The following is a 16746-nucleotide window of genomic DNA, read 5'->3' on the forward strand; positions in this document are numbered from 1 at the left end:
TGATATATTTGTTTGTTCGAGCCTTCATGTCTACATGAGGGCTCTTTTGATGAAGAGACCCAAGGACGGTATGATGAGAAACTAACGGGAGGTGGAACAATGTCTAAAGTAATGGAAAAGAAACAACAACTAGTTCAAGAAATCGCTGATAAACTACGTGAGAGTCAATCTACAGTTTTGGTTGATTACCGTGGACTTGATGTCGCGGAAGTAACTGAACTTCGTAAAGAACTTCGCGAAGCTGGTGTTGAATTCAAAGTTTACAAAAACACGATGGCACGCCGTGCTGCTGATGATGCTAACCTAAGTGAGTTGAACGAATCATTAGTTGGACCTACTGCTATTGCTTTCAGTAAAGACGATGTAATTGCTCCTGCTAAAATCCTAAGCAACTTTGCTAAAAGTCATGATGCTTTAGAGATTAAGGCTGGTGTGTTGGAAGGTAAAATGGTATCCCTTGACCAAATCAAGGAACTTGCAGACCTACCGAACTACGAAGGAATGCTTTCTATGCTACTCAGCGTACTACAAGCACCAATTCGCAACTTTGCACTTGCTACAAAAGCTGTTGCAGAGCAAAAAGAAGAACAAGGCGCATAAGTTGATTGAAAATCAACAACTTGCCTACGTATAAAAAACATAATAATTTAGGAGGAACTAAAAATGACTAAAGAGCAAATTATCGATGCTATTAAAGAAATGTCCGTATTAGATCTAAACGATCTAGTTAAAGCTATTGAAGAAGAATTTGGAGTAACTGCTGCAGCACCTGTAGCTGTTGCTGGTGGAGCTGCTGCTGGTGGCGCTGCTGAAGAACAAACTGAATTTGACGTTGTACTTGCTAGCGCTGGTGCTTCTAAAATTAAAGTTGTTAAAGCGGTTCGCGAAATCACTGGTCTTGGCTTAAAAGATGCTAAAGACTTAGTTGACAACGCACCTAAAGCAGTTAAAGAAGGCGTTTCTAAAGATGAAGCTGAAGAAGTTAAAGCTAAACTTGAAGAAGCAGGCGCTTCTGTAGAAGTTAAATAATTATAATTTTATTGAAATTTAAATGAGCTCGTCGCAATTATTCGACGGGCTCTATATTTACACAAAAGTATCTTCTCTTTTACATAATTACATTAAAGTAGGTGCCCAAATGTCTGAGCATTACTTTTCAGAAAAACCCCAATCTAAAAGTTCACCCTTACAATTGAATTACAGACTACGAGGAAAAACCTATAAGTTCACAAGTGATGTAGGTGTGTTTTCGAAAAAAGAAATAGATTTTGGTACTAAGTTACTGATTGAGGCATTTACACCACCTGGGATTCCAGGGAATGTTTTGGACTTAGGGTGTGGGTATGGACCAATTGGTATTACAACGGCGGACCTTTTGGATGAACGTGAAATTGTCATGGCGGATGTGAATGAACGCGCCATAGCACTGGCGAAGTCGAATGCCGAACTAAACGGTGTATCGAATGTTCGATTTGTGAAGAGTGACCAATTTTCCGGACTTGATGATCAAAGGTTTGCGGTTATCATAACAAACCCACCTATCAGAGCTGGGAAAAAAGTTGTACATGGAATGTTTGAAGGCAGTAAGGAAAGACTGCATAAAGGCGGAGAGCTTTGGGTGGTTATACAGAAAAAACAAGGTGCGCCGTCAGCGATGCAGAAAATGGAAAGTTTATTTGGAAATTGCGAGATCGTAATACGTAGTAAAGGTTATTATATTTTAAGGTCAATAAATGATTGACTTCTCATGTTGAAATATGATAATATAATAAAATGCTAATATGGGGTTCTTTTGTCAAGAGGAATTTTTGCGAATTTAAGAAAAGTGTATATTTCATTGGTTAACGGAAACAATGATAGAATCGAGTAAATGGGCGTTCTATCTGTTTTTCTAGTTTGCGGAGATTATGAATTGGATTCTTATTATTGCTTTTCTATTCTAAAATCATACCCCATAATCTTGAATATGACAAGTAATTATTTTATTCGAGAAATTTAAGTTGTTTTAAATAGGGTTATCGTTTTTGTGTAAACCTATTAGTTTCTATCAGTTGTGAAAACGTGATTTATTCTAACTGAAATAAATGATCGTTTTCTAACAATATATTGCTTTTTCATGTGGGCTATGCTCGCAAATAAAATATGCATGATTTGAGAGGTGAAGCAGTTGACAGGTCAACTAGTTCAGTATGGACGGCACCGAAAGCGTAGAAGTTATGCGCGCATCAGTGAAGTATTAGAATTGCCGAATCTAATCGAAATCCAAACCGCTTCATATCAATGGTTTATGGAAGAAGGTTTGCGGGAAATGTTCCAAGACATTTCTCCGATCGAGGACTTCACAGGTAATCTATCACTTGAATTTGTAGATTATAGCTTAGGAGAGCCTAAGTACCCTGTAGATGAATCAAAAGAAAGAGATGTAACTTATAATGCTCCTCTTCGTGTAAAGGTACGTTTGATCAATAATGAAACTGGCGAAGTGAAAGAGCAAGAAGTTTTTATGGGAGACTTCCCTCTCATGACAGATACTGGTACATTCGTAATTAATGGAGCTGAACGTGTTATTGTTTCTCAGCTTGTGCGTTCGCCAAGTGTCTATTTTAATGAAAAAATCGATAAAAACGGAAAAAGAGGTGTAGCTGCAACTGTAATTCCGAACCGTGGAGCATGGTTAGAGTTTGAAACAGATGCAAAAGACGTCGCTTATGTTCGTATTGATCGTACGCGTAAATTACCAATAACAGTATTATTACGTGCTTTAGGTTTCGGTTCAGATCAAGATATTATTGATTTGATTGGTGAAAATGAATACTTAATTAATACGTTAGAAAAAGATAATACGGAATCAACTGAAAAAGCATTACTTGAAATTTATGAGCGTTTACGTCCGGGTGAACCACCTACCGTAGAAAATGCAAAAAGTTTATTGATTTCTCGCTTCTTCGATCCGAAGCGCTATGATTTAGCTCATGTTGGTCGTTACAAGATTAATAAAAAGCTTCATTTGAAAAACCGCTTGTTTAATCAAGTATTAGCTGAGCCGATTGTAGATGCTGAAACTGGTGAAGTATTAGCAGAGGCAGGAGACAAGGTTGAGCGTAGATTATTAGATAAAATTATCCCGTATATTGAAAAAAATGATGTTGTTCTTGGAGAAAAAGTTCTTGAACCACATGATGGGGTATTGGAAGACCCAATCCACATTCAATCTATTAAGATTGTAGATCCTACAGATCCAAGTGGTGAAAGAGTTCTTAATGTAATTGGTAATGCAAACATTGAATCTAGTGTTAAACATATTACACCAGCTGATATTTTAGCATCAATCAGTTATTTCTTTAACCTACTACACAAAGTGGGGGATACAGATGATATTGACCATTTAGGAAACCGCAGATTACGTTCTGTAGGTGAACTTTTACAAAATCAATTCCGTATTGGGTTGTCTCGTATGGAACGTGTAGTTCGTGAACGTATGTCAATTCAAGATACATCAAGTGTAACACCACAACAATTGATTAATATCCGTCCGGTTATTGCATCAATTAAAGAATTCTTTGGTAGTTCTCAGTTATCACAGTTCATGGATCAAACCAATCCATTAGCTGAATTAACACATAAACGTCGTCTATCGGCATTAGGACCAGGTGGTTTAACTCGTGAGCGTGCAGGATTTGAAGTGCGTGACGTTCACTATTCACACTATGGTCGTATGTGTCCGATTGAAACTCCAGAAGGACCGAACATTGGATTGATTAACTCTCTATCCTCCTATGCAAAAGTAAATAAATTTGGATTTATTGAAACGCCTTATCGACGAGTTGATCCAGATACAGGTAAAGTTACAAATCAAATTGACTACTTAACTGCTGATGAAGAGGATAACTATGTAGTTGCACAAGCAAATGCTAGATTGAATGATGATGGTACATTTGTCGATGAAGAAGTTATTTCGCGTTTTCGTGGTGAAAACACGATTGTTGCTCGTGGAAAACTTGATTATATGGACGTTTCTCCTAAACAAGTAGTGTCAGCTGCGACAGCGTGTATTCCTTTCTTAGAAAACGATGACTCTAACCGTGCACTTATGGGAGCGAACATGCAACGTCAAGCGGTTCCTTTGCTAAGACCTAGATCACCTCTTGTAGGTACGGGTATGGAATATGTGTCGGGTAAAGACTCTGGTGCTGCAGTAATTTGTAAACATGATGGCATTGTAGAACGTGTAGAAGCTAAAGAAGTATTAGTGCGTCGAGTTTCTATTATTGATGGTAAAGAAGTACAAGGGGATCTTGATCGATACAAGGTTCAGAAGTTTATCCGTTCAAACCAAGGTACATGTATTAACCAACGTCCAATTATTTCAGAAGGTGACCGTGTGGTGAAAGGTGAAGTGCTTGCAGATGGTCCTTCCATGGAGTTAGGTGAATTAGCTCTAGGACAAAACGTTTTAGTAGCGTTTATGACATGGGAAGGTTACAACTACGAGGATGCAATCATCATGAGTGAACGCCTTGTGAAAGATGATGTTTATACTTCTATTCATATTGAGGAATACGAATCAGAAGCTCGCGACACAAAGCTTGGACCAGAAGAGATTACAAGAGATATTCCTAACGTAGGTGAAGAGGCACTTAAAAACCTGAACGAACAAGGAATTATTCGGATCGGTGCTGAAGTTACTGATGGTGATATTCTAGTTGGTAAAGTAACACCTAAGGGAGTAACGGAGCTCTCTGCCGAAGAGCGTTTATTACATGCAATATTTGGAGAAAAAGCACGCGAAGTTCGTGATACCTCTCTACGAGTACCACATGGTGCGGGTGGAATTGTCCTAGATGTTAAAATCTTTAATCGTGAAGATGGAGATGAATTGCCACCTGGTGTTAATGAGTTAGTTCGTGTTTATATTGTTCAAAAACGTAAAATTCACGAAGGAGATAAGATGGCTGGTCGCCACGGTAATAAAGGGGTTATTTCCCGCATATTACCAGAAGAGGATATGCCATTCTTACCAGACGGAACGCCGGTAGATATCATGCTTAACCCACTAGGGGTACCATCACGTATGAATATCGGACAGGTGTTTGAATTGCATTTAGGTATGGCTGCTAGACAGCTAGGTATCCATGTTGCATCCCCTGTATTTGATGGAGCAACAGAACAAGATGTTTGGGATACATTAGAAGAAGCAGGTATGCCAAGAGACGCTAAGACCATTCTTTATGATGGTAGAACTGGAACTCCGTTTGATAATCGTGTGTCAGTTGGGGTTATGTATATGATCAAACTAGCTCACATGGTTGATGATAAATTACACGCTCGTTCCACAGGACCATACTCACTAGTAACACAGCAACCGCTGGGTGGTAAAGCTCAGTTTGGTGGTCAGCGCTTTGGTGAGATGGAGGTATGGGCATTGGAAGCATATGGTGCTGCGTATACACTTCAAGAGATCTTGACTGTTAAGTCTGATGATGTTGTCGGACGTGTGAAGACATATGAAGCTATCGTTAAAGGTGACAATGTCCCAGAACCGGGAGTCCCTGAATCATTTAAAGTTCTGATTAAAGAATTACAAAGTCTAGGTTTAGATGTGAAGATTCTTGCTGGTGATGAATCAGAAATTGAAATGCGTGATTTAGAAGAAGAAGAGACGCAAGCTGCAAGTAAGCTTAATTTAGAAGTTGAAGAAAATTAATTAAGATGGGGAATAGACTACTTGTCTTTCCCCCATATCTTTAATCCATAGGGAATCGCACATTAAAAGGGAGGTAGACCCTTGATAGATGTAAATAACTTTGAATTTATGAAAATTGGTTTAGCTTCACCGGAAAAAATTCGTTCTTGGTCTTTTGGTGAAGTTAAGAAGCCGGAAACAATTAATTATCGTACATTGAAGCCAGAGAAAGATGGACTATTTTGCGAGCGGATTTTTGGGCCGACTAAAGATTGGGAATGTCATTGTGGTAAATACAAGCGAGTACGTTATAAAGGCGTCGTTTGTGATCGCTGTGGTGTTGAAGTTACCAAATCTAAAGTTCGTCGTGAAAGAATGGGGCATATTGAGTTAGCAGCTCCGGTATCACATATTTGGTATTTCAAGGGAATTCCTAGCCGAATGGGGCTAGTGTTAGATATGTCACCAAGAGCTTTAGAAGAAGTAATTTACTTTGCTGCTTATATTGTTACTGAACCAGGAAATACACCTCTAGAGAAAAAGCAATTGCTTTCTGAGAAAGAATACCGTGCGTATTATGAAAAGTACGGTAATTCATTCAAAGCTCAAATGGGTGCTGAAGCAATTCGTAAGCTTCTTCAAGATATAGATCTTGATAAAGAAGTTGATGCTCTTAAGGAAGAGTTGAAAACTGCTCAAGGACAACGTAGAACAAGAGCTATTAAACGTCTAGAAGTGTTAGAAGCTTTCCGTAATTCTGGTAATGAGACTTCTTGGATGATATTAGATGTACTACCTGTTATTCCGCCAGAAATAAGACCAATGGTACAATTGGATGGTGGACGTTTTGCTACTTCTGACTTAAACGATTTATATCGCCGTGTTATTAACCGAAATAATCGTTTAAAACGATTATTAGACTTAGGTGCGCCAAGTATTATTGTACAAAATGAAAAGCGTATGCTGCAAGAAGCAGTAGATGCTTTAATTGATAATGGTCGTCGTGGTCGCCCTGTTACAGGACCAGGTAACCGTCCGTTAAAATCACTTTCACATATGCTTAAAGGTAAACAAGGTCGTTTCCGTCAAAACTTACTAGGAAAACGTGTTGATTATTCAGGTCGTTCCGTTATTATAGTTGGTCCGAACCTAAAAATGTATCAATGTGGGTTACCGAAAGAAATGGCATTAGAGTTATTTAAGCCGTTTATTATGAAAGAGCTTGTTGAACGTGGAATTGCCCATAATATTAAATCTGCAAAACGTAAAATTGAACGTGTTCATCCTGATGTATGGGGTGTTCTGGAAGATGTAATTAAGGAGCATCCGGTATTGCTTAACCGTGCCCCTACACTTCACAGACTTGGTATTCAAGCATTTGAACCTACTCTAGTGGAAGGTCGAGCAATTCGTTTGCACCCACTAGTATGTACAGCATATAATGCTGACTTTGATGGTGACCAAATGGCGGTACACGTTCCGTTATCAGCTGAAGCACAAGCTGAAGCTCGTCTGTTAATGCTTGCTGCACAGAACATTTTAAATCCGAAAGATGGTAAGCCAGTTGTTACACCATCTCAGGATATGGTATTAGGTAACTATTACCTAACGTTAGAAAGAGCAGGTGCAATTGGTGAAGGATCTGTATTTACGGATGTGAATGAAGCAAAAATAGCATATCAAAATGGTTATGTTCATTTGCATACTCGTATTGCAGTTCAAGCATCAACGTTACACAAACAAACATTTACAGAAGAACAAAATAGTCAATTGTTAGTTACTACAGTTGGAAAATTGATTTTTAATGAAATTCTTCCAGATTCGTTCCCTTACATTAATGAACCAACAAGGTTTAACTTGGTGGAACAAACTCCTGAAATGTACTTTGTCGAAAAGGGAACCAATATTAAAGAAGACATTAAAGGTCGCGAAATTGTTAAACCGTTTAAGAAAGGTTTCTTAGGAGATATCATTGCAGAGGTCTTCAAACGCTTTAAGATTACGGAGACATCTAGAATGCTTGACCGTATGAAAGATCTAGGTTTTAGTATGTCTACAACAGCTGGTATGACGGTTGGTATTTCAGATATTGTTGTATTGCCTGAAAAAGAAGTAATTTTAGAAGAAGCACAGAAGAAAGTTGACAATGTAATGAAGCAATTCCGTCGCGGTTTAGTTACAGATGAAGAACGCTACGATAGAGTTATCGCAATCTGGACACAAGCTAAGGATAATATTCAAGATCGATTGATGGAATCACTTGATAACCGTAACCCAATCTTCATGATGAGTGACTCAGGTGCCCGTGGTAACGCGTCGAACTTTACACAGTTAGCGGGTATGCGTGGGCTAATGGCTAACCCGGCTGGTCGTATCATTGAATTACCAATTAAATCAAGTTTCCGTGAAGGATTAACAGTACTCGAGTACTTTATTTCTACTCATGGTGCTCGTAAAGGTCTTGCGGATACAGCGCTAAAAACTGCTGACTCTGGTTACTTGACACGTCGTTTAGTTGATGTTGCACAAGATGTAATTGTTCGCGAAACTGATTGTGGAACAGATCGTGGATTACCTGTTGCTGCTTTAACAGACGGTAACGAGGTAATTGAACCGTTATTCGATCGTTTAGTTGGACGTACAGCATTTGAAGCAGTTGTACACCCTGAAACTAACGAAGTTATTGTTGAATTTGATGCAGTAATTTCTGAAGATCAAGCTAAACAGATTGTCGAAGCCGGTATTGAACAAGTAACAATTCGTACGGTGTTTACATGTAATACGAAACACGGTGTATGTAAAAAATGTTATGGACGTAATCTTGCTACAGGTTCGGAGGTTGAGGTTGGAGAAGCAGTTGGTATAATTGCTGCTCAATCAATTGGTGAACCAGGAACACAGCTGACAATGCGTACATTCCATACAGGTGGGGTTGCTGGGGACGATATTACGCAAGGTCTTCCTCGTATCCAGGAGCTATTTGAGGCACGTAACCCTAAAGGTCAAGCGATAATTACTGAAATATTCGGTACTGTACTTGAAATACACGAGGTGAAGGATAAACAAGAAATTGTTATCCAAGGCGAGGTTGAACAGCGTTCGTACGCAGTGCCATACAACGCTCGTTTGAAAGTTTCTGTAGGCGATGAGGTAATCGCAGGGCAAGAACTTACAGAAGGTTCAGTAGACCCTAAAGAACTTATCCGTGTCCAAGGTGTAGCGGGTGTTCAAGACTACTTGCTTCGCGAAGTGCAACGTGTATATCGTATGCAAGGGGTAGAAATTGGCGATAAGCACGTTGAGGTAATGGTTCGTCAAATGCTTCGTAAAATCCGTGTTGTAGATGCGGGTGATACGGATGTTCTTCCGGGATCCTTGCTTGAAGTACATCAGTTCAAAGACGCAAACAGTAAAGTTCTAGCAGAGGGTAACCAACCAGCAGTTGGAAAACCAGTCCTACTAGGTATTACAAAAGCGTCTCTAGAAACAGATTCATTCTTATCGGCAGCTTCCTTCCAGGAAACTACTAGAGTACTTACAGATGCAGCAATTAAAGGCAAACGTGATGAACTACTAGGTCTGAAGGAAAACGTAATTATTGGTAAGTTAGTTCCAGCTGGAACTGGAATGCAACGCTACCGCAAAATTCAATTGCCTGCTGTAGAAACAGAAGAAGAAATCGAAGAATTAGAGCAACCTGTACAGTAATAAATAATATATTTTCTTGCGTTTGTGAGAGAAACTGTTTGTATATACTGCGTGGCCCGGTTGAAGTGTATCCGGGCTGCGGGTTTGTTCGACAATGAATTGTTTTGAGTCAAAAAACATCCGGAAGCACCAAAAAAATATCAGAATTCTAGTTGACAATAAAAAACGAGAATGATAATATATTCAAGGTGCTTCCAATTTATACTTCTTACTTTGGAGGATATATAATGTCTTATGAAAAAGTGAGTCAAGTAAAGTCTCGAACTATAATTGGAGTGAAGCAAACACTTAAGGCTATGAAAAATGGCCAAATAAGTGAAGTGTATATTGCCGAAGATGCTGATCGGTTTCTTACACAAAAAGTAGAAGAATTAGCCAAAACGCTAGGTATCCCATACCGGCGTATTGATTCCAAGAAAAAGCTAGGAGCCGCATGTGGTATTGATGTTGGTGCATCTACTGTAGCGATAAAGAAGTAATGATGGTTTTGGCGAGGATATCCTTGCGAAAGCTTTGTTTTTTGCTTCAAGATGAACCACCTGGATGTGTGGGTTTACGATACAGATGAAAACTAGCTATTCACGAAGTCATTTTAAGAAGGGAGGACAACATAATGCCTACAATTAACCAACTTGTACGTAAAGGTCGCGTAAGCAAACCTAAAAAATCCGATTCACCAGCACTTAACAAAGGGTATAACAGTTTTAAAAAGTCTTTAACTAACGAGAACTCTCCACAAAAACGTGGTGTATGTACTCGTGTTGGTACATTGACTCCTAAAAAGCCGAACTCTGCGTTACGTAAATATGCTCGTGTTCGTTTGTCAAACAACATGGAGGTAACTGCATACATTCCTGGTATTGGTCACAACCTACAGGAACACAGCGTAGTTTTAATCCGTGGTGGACGTGTAAAGGACTTACCTGGGGTACGTTATCACATTGTTCGTGGTGCGCTTGATACTGCAGGAGTAGATGGTCGTATGCAAAGCCGTTCTAAATACGGTACAAAACGCCCTAAAGTGAAAAAATAAGTTAATCGTTTAATAATATAGATATAGGAAAGGAGGGGGACATATGCCACGTAAAGGACCAGTACCTAAGCGCGATGTCTTGCCAGATCCACTTTATAATTCAAAACTAGTAACTCGTTTAATCAACCAAATCATGATTGATGGTAAACGCGGTGTAGCGCAAAAGCTTCTTTATAACGCTTTTGAACTAGTAGAACAACGTAGCGGACAAAATCCGAAAGAGGTATTTGAGCAAGCAATGAAAAATGTTATGCCTGTACTTGAAGTACGTGCACGCCGTGTTGGTGGTTCTAACTACCAAGTACCGGTTGAAGTTCGTCCAGAACGCCGTCAAACTTTAGGTTTACGTTACCTTGTTAACTACGCACGTTTACGCGGAGAGAAAACAATGGAAGAACGTTTAGCGAATGAAATTCTAGATGCTTCAAATAATACAGGTGCATCTGTTAAGAAACGCGAAGACATGCATAAAATGGCAGAAGCAAACAAAGCGTTTGCTCACTACCGTTGGTAATCTAAACAAAAATAAAGGTTTTAACAGGAAGGAGAAGAATACATGGCAAGAGAGTTCTCCTTGGAAAAGACGCGCAATATTGGTATTATGGCACACATTGATGCAGGTAAAACCACTACGACTGAGCGTATTCTTTTCTATACAGGACGCATTCACAAAATTGGTGAAACGCATGAAGGTGCTTCACAAATGGACTGGATGGAACAAGAGCAAGAGCGCGGAATTACAATTACTTCTGCTGCAACAACTGCTCAATGGAAAAACCACCGTATCAATATCATTGATACTCCAGGACACGTAGACTTCACTGTTGAAGTTGAGCGTTCACTACGTGTGCTCGACGGTGCTGTTACAGTACTAGATGCACAATCAGGTGTTGAGCCTCAAACGGAAACGGTTTGGCGTCAAGCAACAACATATGGTGTACCACGTATCGTGTTCATTAACAAAATGGATAAAACGGGTGCTGACTTCCTATATTCTGTTGGTACATTAAAAGATCGTTTGGGAGCTAATGCGCACCCTGTACAATTCCCAATCGGTGCTGAAGACCAATTCAATGGTATAATCGATTTGATTAATATGGAAGCACACTTTTATCTAGATGATCTTGGAACTAAAGATGAATCACGTGAAATTCCAGAAGAACTAAGAGAGAAAGCTGAAGAATTACGTGCAAGCCTTGTTGAAGCAGTTTCAGAGCTTGACGAAGAGCTTATGATGAAGTTCCTAGAAGGAGAAGAAATCTCTAACGAAGAACTTAAAAAGGCAATTCGTAATGCAACACTAGCTGTAGAATTCTATCCAGTATTCTGTGGGTCTGCTTTCAAAAACAAAGGTGTTCAGTTAATGCTTGATGGAGTACTTGATTACTTACCAGCACCAACTGATGTGGCTGATATTGAAGGTACAGTTCCTGATACAGATGAAAAGATAATTCGTAAATCTTCTGATGATGAGCCTTTCTCAGCGTTAGCGTTTAAAGTTATGACAGACCCATTTGTTGGTAAATTAACTTTCTTCCGCGTATACTCTGGAACACTTGATTCTGGTTCTTATGTTCGCAACTCTGTAAAAGGTAAACGTGAACGTGTTGGACGTATTTTACAAATGCATGCAAACTCTCGTGAAGAAATTTCAACAGTTCACGCTGGTGAAATCGCGGCAGCTGTAGGATTAAAAGATACTTCTACGGGTGATACACTATGTGATGAAAAGAATCTTGTAATTCTAGAATCCATGGAGTTCCCAGAACCAGTTATCTCGGTTGCGATTGAACCAAAAACAAAAGCTGACCAAGATAAAATGGGTATTGCTTTAGGTAAACTTGCTGACGAAGATCCAACATTCAGAACTGAAACAAACCCTGAAACTGGTCAAACGATTATCTCTGGTATGGGTGAACTTCACTTAGATGTCCTTGTTGACCGTATGAAGCGTGAATTCAAAGTGGAAGCTAACGTTGGTGCTCCACAAGTTGCTTACCGCGAAACATTCCGTTCAGCAGCAGAAGTTGAAGGAAAATTCGTGCGTCAGTCAGGTGGACGTGGACAATTTGGTCACGTATGGATTAAGTTCGAGCCAAACGAAGAAGGCGCTGGCTTTGAATTTGAAAACAAAATCGTTGGTGGTGTAGTTCCTCGTGAATACATCCCTGCTGTTGAACAAGGTGTTAAAGAATCAATGGAAAATGGTGTGTTAGCCGGATATCCATTAATTGATGTTAAAGCTTCTCTGTTCGATGGTAGTTACCACGATGTTGACTCAAACGAAATGGCGTTTAAGATCGCTGCTTCTATGGCACTTAAGGCTGCTAAAAACAAATGTAACCCAGTTCTACTTGAACCAATGATGAAAGTAGAAGTTGTTATGCCTGAGGAATACATGGGAGATATTATCGGTGATATCACTTCTCGTCGTGGACGTATGGAAGGTATGGAAGCACGCGGACAACTACAAGTTGTTAAAGCGTTTGTTCCTCTTGCTGAAATGTTTGGATATGCAACTGCATTACGTTCAAACACACAAGGACGTGGACAATACACCATGCACTTTGATCACTATGAAGAAGTACCGAAGAGTGTTTCTGAAGAAATTATTAAGAAAAACGCTGGAGAATAATTGCATTTTTAGTTATTCTCAAGTATAACTTTTATTGTAGGCTAAGAAATAACACAAGCTGTTATTTCTTGGCTCAAATATATACTTAAATATACTTTTATTTATTTAAAGGAGGAAATATAAATGGCTAAAGAAAAATTCGACCGCTCGAAAGATCACGTTAACGTTGGTACTCTTGGACACGTTGACCATGGTAAAACTACACTAACTGCTGCTATTACAACTGTAATGGCTAAGAAAAGTGGTAAAGGTAGCGCAATGGCTTATGACCAAATTGATGGTGCTCCAGAAGAAAAAGAACGTGGTATCACAATCTCTACTTCTCACGTAGAATACGAAACTGATACTCGTCACTATGCACACGTTGACTGCCCAGGGCACGCTGACTACGTTAAAAACATGATCACTGGTGCTGCACAAATGGACGGAGCTATCCTAGTAGTATCTGCTGCTGATGGCCCAATGCCACAAACTCGTGAGCATATCCTACTTTCTCGTAACGTTGGGGTTCCTGCATTCGTAGTATTCCTTAACAAAGTTGATATGGTAGACGATGAAGAATTACTTGAATTAGTAGAAATGGAAGTTCGTGACCTACTATCTGAATATGACTTCCCTGGTGACGATGTTCCTGTAATCAGTGGTTCAGCTCTTAGAGCGCTTGAAGGTGACGAAAAGTATGAGCAAGCAATCGTTGATTTAATGGCTGCTGTTGATGAGTATATTCCAACTCCAGAACGTGACACTGATAAACCATTCATGATGCCAGTTGAGGATGTATTCTCAATCACAGGTCGTGGTACTGTTGCTACTGGTCGTGTTGAGCGTGGACAAATTAAAGTTGGAGACGAAATCGAAATCATTGGTCTTCAAGAAGAATCAAGCAAATCTACTGTAACTGGTGTTGAAATGTTCCGTAAGCTTCTTGACTATGCTGAAGCTGGAGATAACATTGGTGCACTTCTACGTGGTGTTGCACGTGAAGATATCAACCGTGGTCAAGTATTAGCTAAACCAGGTACAATCAAGCCATACACAAACTTCAAAGCAGAAGTTTATGTATTATCTAAAGAAGAAGGTGGACGTCATACTCCATTCTTCACAAACTATCGCCCACAGTTCTACTTCCGTACAACTGACGTAACTGGAGTTATTCAACTTCCAGAAGGAGTAGAAATGGTAATGCCTGGAGACAACATCGAGATGAATGTTGAACTAATCTCTCCAATCGCTATTGAAGACGGTACTCGCTTCTCTATCCGTGAAGGTGGACGTACTGTAGGATCAGGCGTTGTATCAACAATCGTTAAATAATAATTGATTGATATAAAAACAGGTAACGGAACACCGTTGCCTGTTTTTTGATTTATAATGAAACGTTTTGTCTTGCTGATTTTTAGATAAGGTGATCGGTGAACTGTACGAACTGTATTCTATAAATGGAATTTTGATAGACTTGCTAATTTATGATTATTGTATTCTGTATAAGTCCTGATAACCGAAAACCACACCAATCTTTCCCATCAAAAAAGTTCCCTACAAACCTTGCAATCACTTAGAATACTAAGTATAATACATAGACGTGCTACAAATTGAATTTTATTCAAAAAAAGGTTGCACTGACCATGTATATTCTATATAATAAGAATGTTGGTCGTTTCAGGCGATGATGTGGAAGGTTGTTGGCACACCCGGACCCTTTGCCATGGGCGGTTGCTAAGAAATTTTCACGGAGTATGTCTATAATAATATGGGCGAAAAGGAGGTAAAATGATGGCAAAAGAGAAAATCAGAATCCGTTTAAAAGCATATGATCACCGTATTTTAGATCAATCTGCTGAAAAAATCGTAGAGACTGCGAAACGTTCTGGTGCGAAAGTATCCGGTCCGATTCCACTACCTACAGAGAAAGCTGTTTACACAATCTTACGTGCGGTTCATAAATATAAGGACTCACGTGAACAATTCGAGATGCGTACACATAAACGTCTAATCGATATTGTTAACCCAACACCACAAACAGTTGATTCACTAATGCGTTTGGATTTACCATCTGGTGTTGATATTGAAATTAAACTATAAAATTTTGTTTTTAAAATAGGAGGTGTAACGGATGACGAAAGGAATCTTAGGTCGAAAAATCGGCATGACACAGTTGTTTAACGAAAACGGTGAATTAATCCCGGTAACTGTTGTTCAGGCTGAACCTAACGTAGTTTTACAAAAAAGAACTCTTGAAAACGACGGTTATGAAGCAATTCAAATTGGTTTCCAAGATCTAAAGGAATCACGTACTAATAAAGCGGAAAAAGGTCATGCTGCAAAAGCAAACACAGCCCCTAAGCGCTACGTTCGTGAAATCCGTGACGTTAATCTTGATGAATTCGAAGTTGGTCAAGAAATTAGCGTTGAAATTTTCCAAGCGGGAGAAAAAGTTGATGTAACTGGAACATCTAAAGGTAAAGGATTCCAGGGATCAATTAAGCGTCATAATCAAAGCCGCGGACCAATGTCTCACGGTTCTCACTATCATAGATCCCCAGGTTCTATGGGAGCAGTTGATGCAATGCGCGTATTCCCAGGCAAAAAATTACCAGGTCATATGGGTTCAGAGCAAGTAACAATCCAAAACCTTGAAGTAGTTAGTGTTGATGTTGAACGCAACTTACTATTAATCAAAGGTAATGTCCCAGGTGCTAAAAAATCATTCGTGAAAATCGCGGGTGCAGTTAAGGCTAACTAATCATATAAACGAAGGGAGGATATGTCATGCCTAAAGTAGCACTATTTAAACAAGATGGTTCACAAGCTGGTGAATTCGAATTAAACGAATCTGTATTCGGTATTGAACCAAACACACATGTATTACATGAAGCGGTGATTATGCAACGTGCGTCAATGCGTCAAGGTACACACGCTGTTAAAAATCGTTCTGAAGTTCGTGGCGGTGGTCGTAAACCGTGGCGCCAAAAAGGTACAGGTCGCGCACGTCAAGGATCTATTCGCTCGCCACAATGGGTAGGCGGTGGAGTTGTTTTCGGACCTACACCACGCAGCTATAGCTACAAACTACCTAAAAAAGTTCGTCGCTTAGCACTTAAGTCTGCTTTATCTTCTAAAGTTAAAGAAGAAAGCTTAGTTGTTTTAGAAAGCCTATCGTTTGATGCGCCTAAAACTAAAGAAGTTGTTAAAATGCTAACTGCTTTAAACGTTAATGAAAAAGCTCTAATCGTAACTGCTGAAACTGAAGAAAATATTGTACGTTCTGCTAACAACCTACAAGGTGTTAAAGTTCTTACAGTAACTGAAGTTAATGTGTTAGATTTGTTATCGCATGGCAAGCTAATCTTAACTAAGGAAGCAGCTGAAAAAGCAGGGGAGGTGCTTGCATAATGACTGATGCACGTGATATTATTAAGCGCCCTGTCATCACAGAACATTCTGCTGACCTAATGGCAGAGAAGAAATATACTTTCGAAGTTAGTACGAAGGCTAACAAAACTCAAATCAAAGATGCTGTTGAAGAAATCTTTGGAGTGAAAGTAGAAAAAGTAAACACATTGAACCTAAAAGGTAAATTTAAGCGTATGGGTCGTTACGGTGGTTACCGCCCAAATCGCAAAAAAGCTGTAGTGCAGCTTTCTGAAGATAGTAAAGATCTAGACTTCTTTGAAGGCTAAGAATCAT

General features: G+C 39.4%; 14 protein-coding genes and 1 other annotated feature (1 of these 15 running past the window's edge). All 14 genes read left to right on the forward strand.

Going from position 1 to position 16746, the window contains the following annotated elements; translation table 11 throughout:
• Positions 1-57, forward strand: a sequence feature (ribosomal protein L10 leader region); it begins 73 nt to the left of the window's first position.
• Positions 58-99: 42 nt separating this feature from the next.
• The 14 genes from rplJ (at position 100) to rplW (ending at position 16739) form a co-directional block, all read left to right on the forward strand.
• On the forward strand, positions 100-600 hold the full coding sequence (gene rplJ / locus K332_RS0110815; protein WP_026907463.1) for a 50S ribosomal protein L10: 501 nt from the start codon (positions 100-102) through the stop codon (positions 598-600).
• A gap of 63 nt (positions 601-663) precedes the next feature.
• Entirely contained in the window at positions 664-1029 is a 366-nt protein-coding gene (rplL, locus tag K332_RS0110820; RefSeq protein ID WP_026907464.1) for a 50S ribosomal protein L7/L12, read from the forward strand.
• Between the two features lie 109 nt (positions 1030-1138).
• Positions 1139-1741, forward strand: a complete 603-nt coding sequence (locus K332_RS0110825; RefSeq protein WP_026907465.1) for a class I SAM-dependent methyltransferase — start codon at positions 1139-1141, stop codon at positions 1739-1741.
• 426 nt (positions 1742-2167) lie between these two features.
• On the forward strand, positions 2168-5704 hold the full coding sequence (gene rpoB, locus K332_RS0110830; RefSeq protein ID WP_026907466.1) for a DNA-directed RNA polymerase subunit beta: 3537 nt from the start codon (positions 2168-2170) through the stop codon (positions 5702-5704).
• A gap of 81 nt (positions 5705-5785) precedes the next feature.
• Positions 5786-9391 carry a DNA-directed RNA polymerase subunit beta' gene (gene rpoC / locus K332_RS0110835; RefSeq protein WP_026907467.1) on the forward strand — a complete coding sequence of 1202 codons (3606 nt, stop codon included), beginning with the start codon at positions 5786-5788 and terminating at the stop codon, positions 9389-9391.
• A gap of 227 nt (positions 9392-9618) precedes the next feature.
• Positions 9619-9870, forward strand: coding sequence for a 50S ribosomal protein L7ae-like protein (locus K332_RS0110840; RefSeq protein WP_026907468.1), 252 nt, complete (start codon positions 9619-9621; stop codon positions 9868-9870).
• A 134-nt stretch (positions 9871-10004) separates the two neighbouring features.
• Positions 10005-10424 carry a 30S ribosomal protein S12 gene (gene rpsL, locus K332_RS0110845; RefSeq protein WP_026907469.1) on the forward strand — a complete coding sequence of 140 codons (420 nt, stop codon included), beginning with the start codon at positions 10005-10007 and terminating at the stop codon, positions 10422-10424.
• Positions 10425-10467: 43 nt separating this feature from the next.
• On the forward strand, positions 10468-10938 hold the full coding sequence (rpsG, locus tag K332_RS0110850; RefSeq protein WP_026907470.1) for a 30S ribosomal protein S7: 471 nt from the start codon (positions 10468-10470) through the stop codon (positions 10936-10938).
• Positions 10939-10980: 42 nt separating this feature from the next.
• Positions 10981-13059, forward strand: a complete 2079-nt coding sequence (gene fusA / locus K332_RS0110855; protein ID WP_026907471.1) for an elongation factor G — start codon at positions 10981-10983, stop codon at positions 13057-13059.
• Between the two features lie 123 nt (positions 13060-13182).
• Complete coding sequence (gene tuf / locus K332_RS0110860; RefSeq protein WP_026907472.1) at positions 13183-14373, forward strand: elongation factor Tu; 1191 nt, start codon at positions 13183-13185, stop codon at positions 14371-14373.
• Between the two features lie 459 nt (positions 14374-14832).
• Positions 14833-15141 (forward strand): 30S ribosomal protein S10, encoded by a 309-nt coding sequence (gene rpsJ, locus K332_RS0110865; protein WP_026907473.1) that lies wholly within the window; start codon positions 14833-14835, stop codon positions 15139-15141.
• A 31-nt stretch (positions 15142-15172) separates the two neighbouring features.
• Positions 15173-15802, forward strand: a complete 630-nt coding sequence (gene rplC / locus K332_RS0110870) for a 50S ribosomal protein L3 (protein WP_026907474.1) — start codon at positions 15173-15175, stop codon at positions 15800-15802.
• A 26-nt stretch (positions 15803-15828) separates the two neighbouring features.
• Complete coding sequence (gene rplD / locus K332_RS0110875) at positions 15829-16452, forward strand: 50S ribosomal protein L4 (protein ID WP_026907475.1); 624 nt, start codon at positions 15829-15831, stop codon at positions 16450-16452.
• On the forward strand, positions 16452-16739 hold the full coding sequence (gene rplW, locus K332_RS0110880) for a 50S ribosomal protein L23 (RefSeq protein ID WP_026907476.1): 288 nt from the start codon (positions 16452-16454) through the stop codon (positions 16737-16739). Before rplD ends, rplW begins: the two co-directional genes overlap by 1 nt.
• Positions 16740-16746 lie beyond the last annotated feature (7 nt).

The sequence above is a fragment of the Paucisalibacillus globulus DSM 18846 genome (assembly GCF_000482485.1).
GTDB lineage: Bacteria > Bacillota > Bacilli > Bacillales > Amphibacillaceae > Ornithinibacillus > Ornithinibacillus globulus.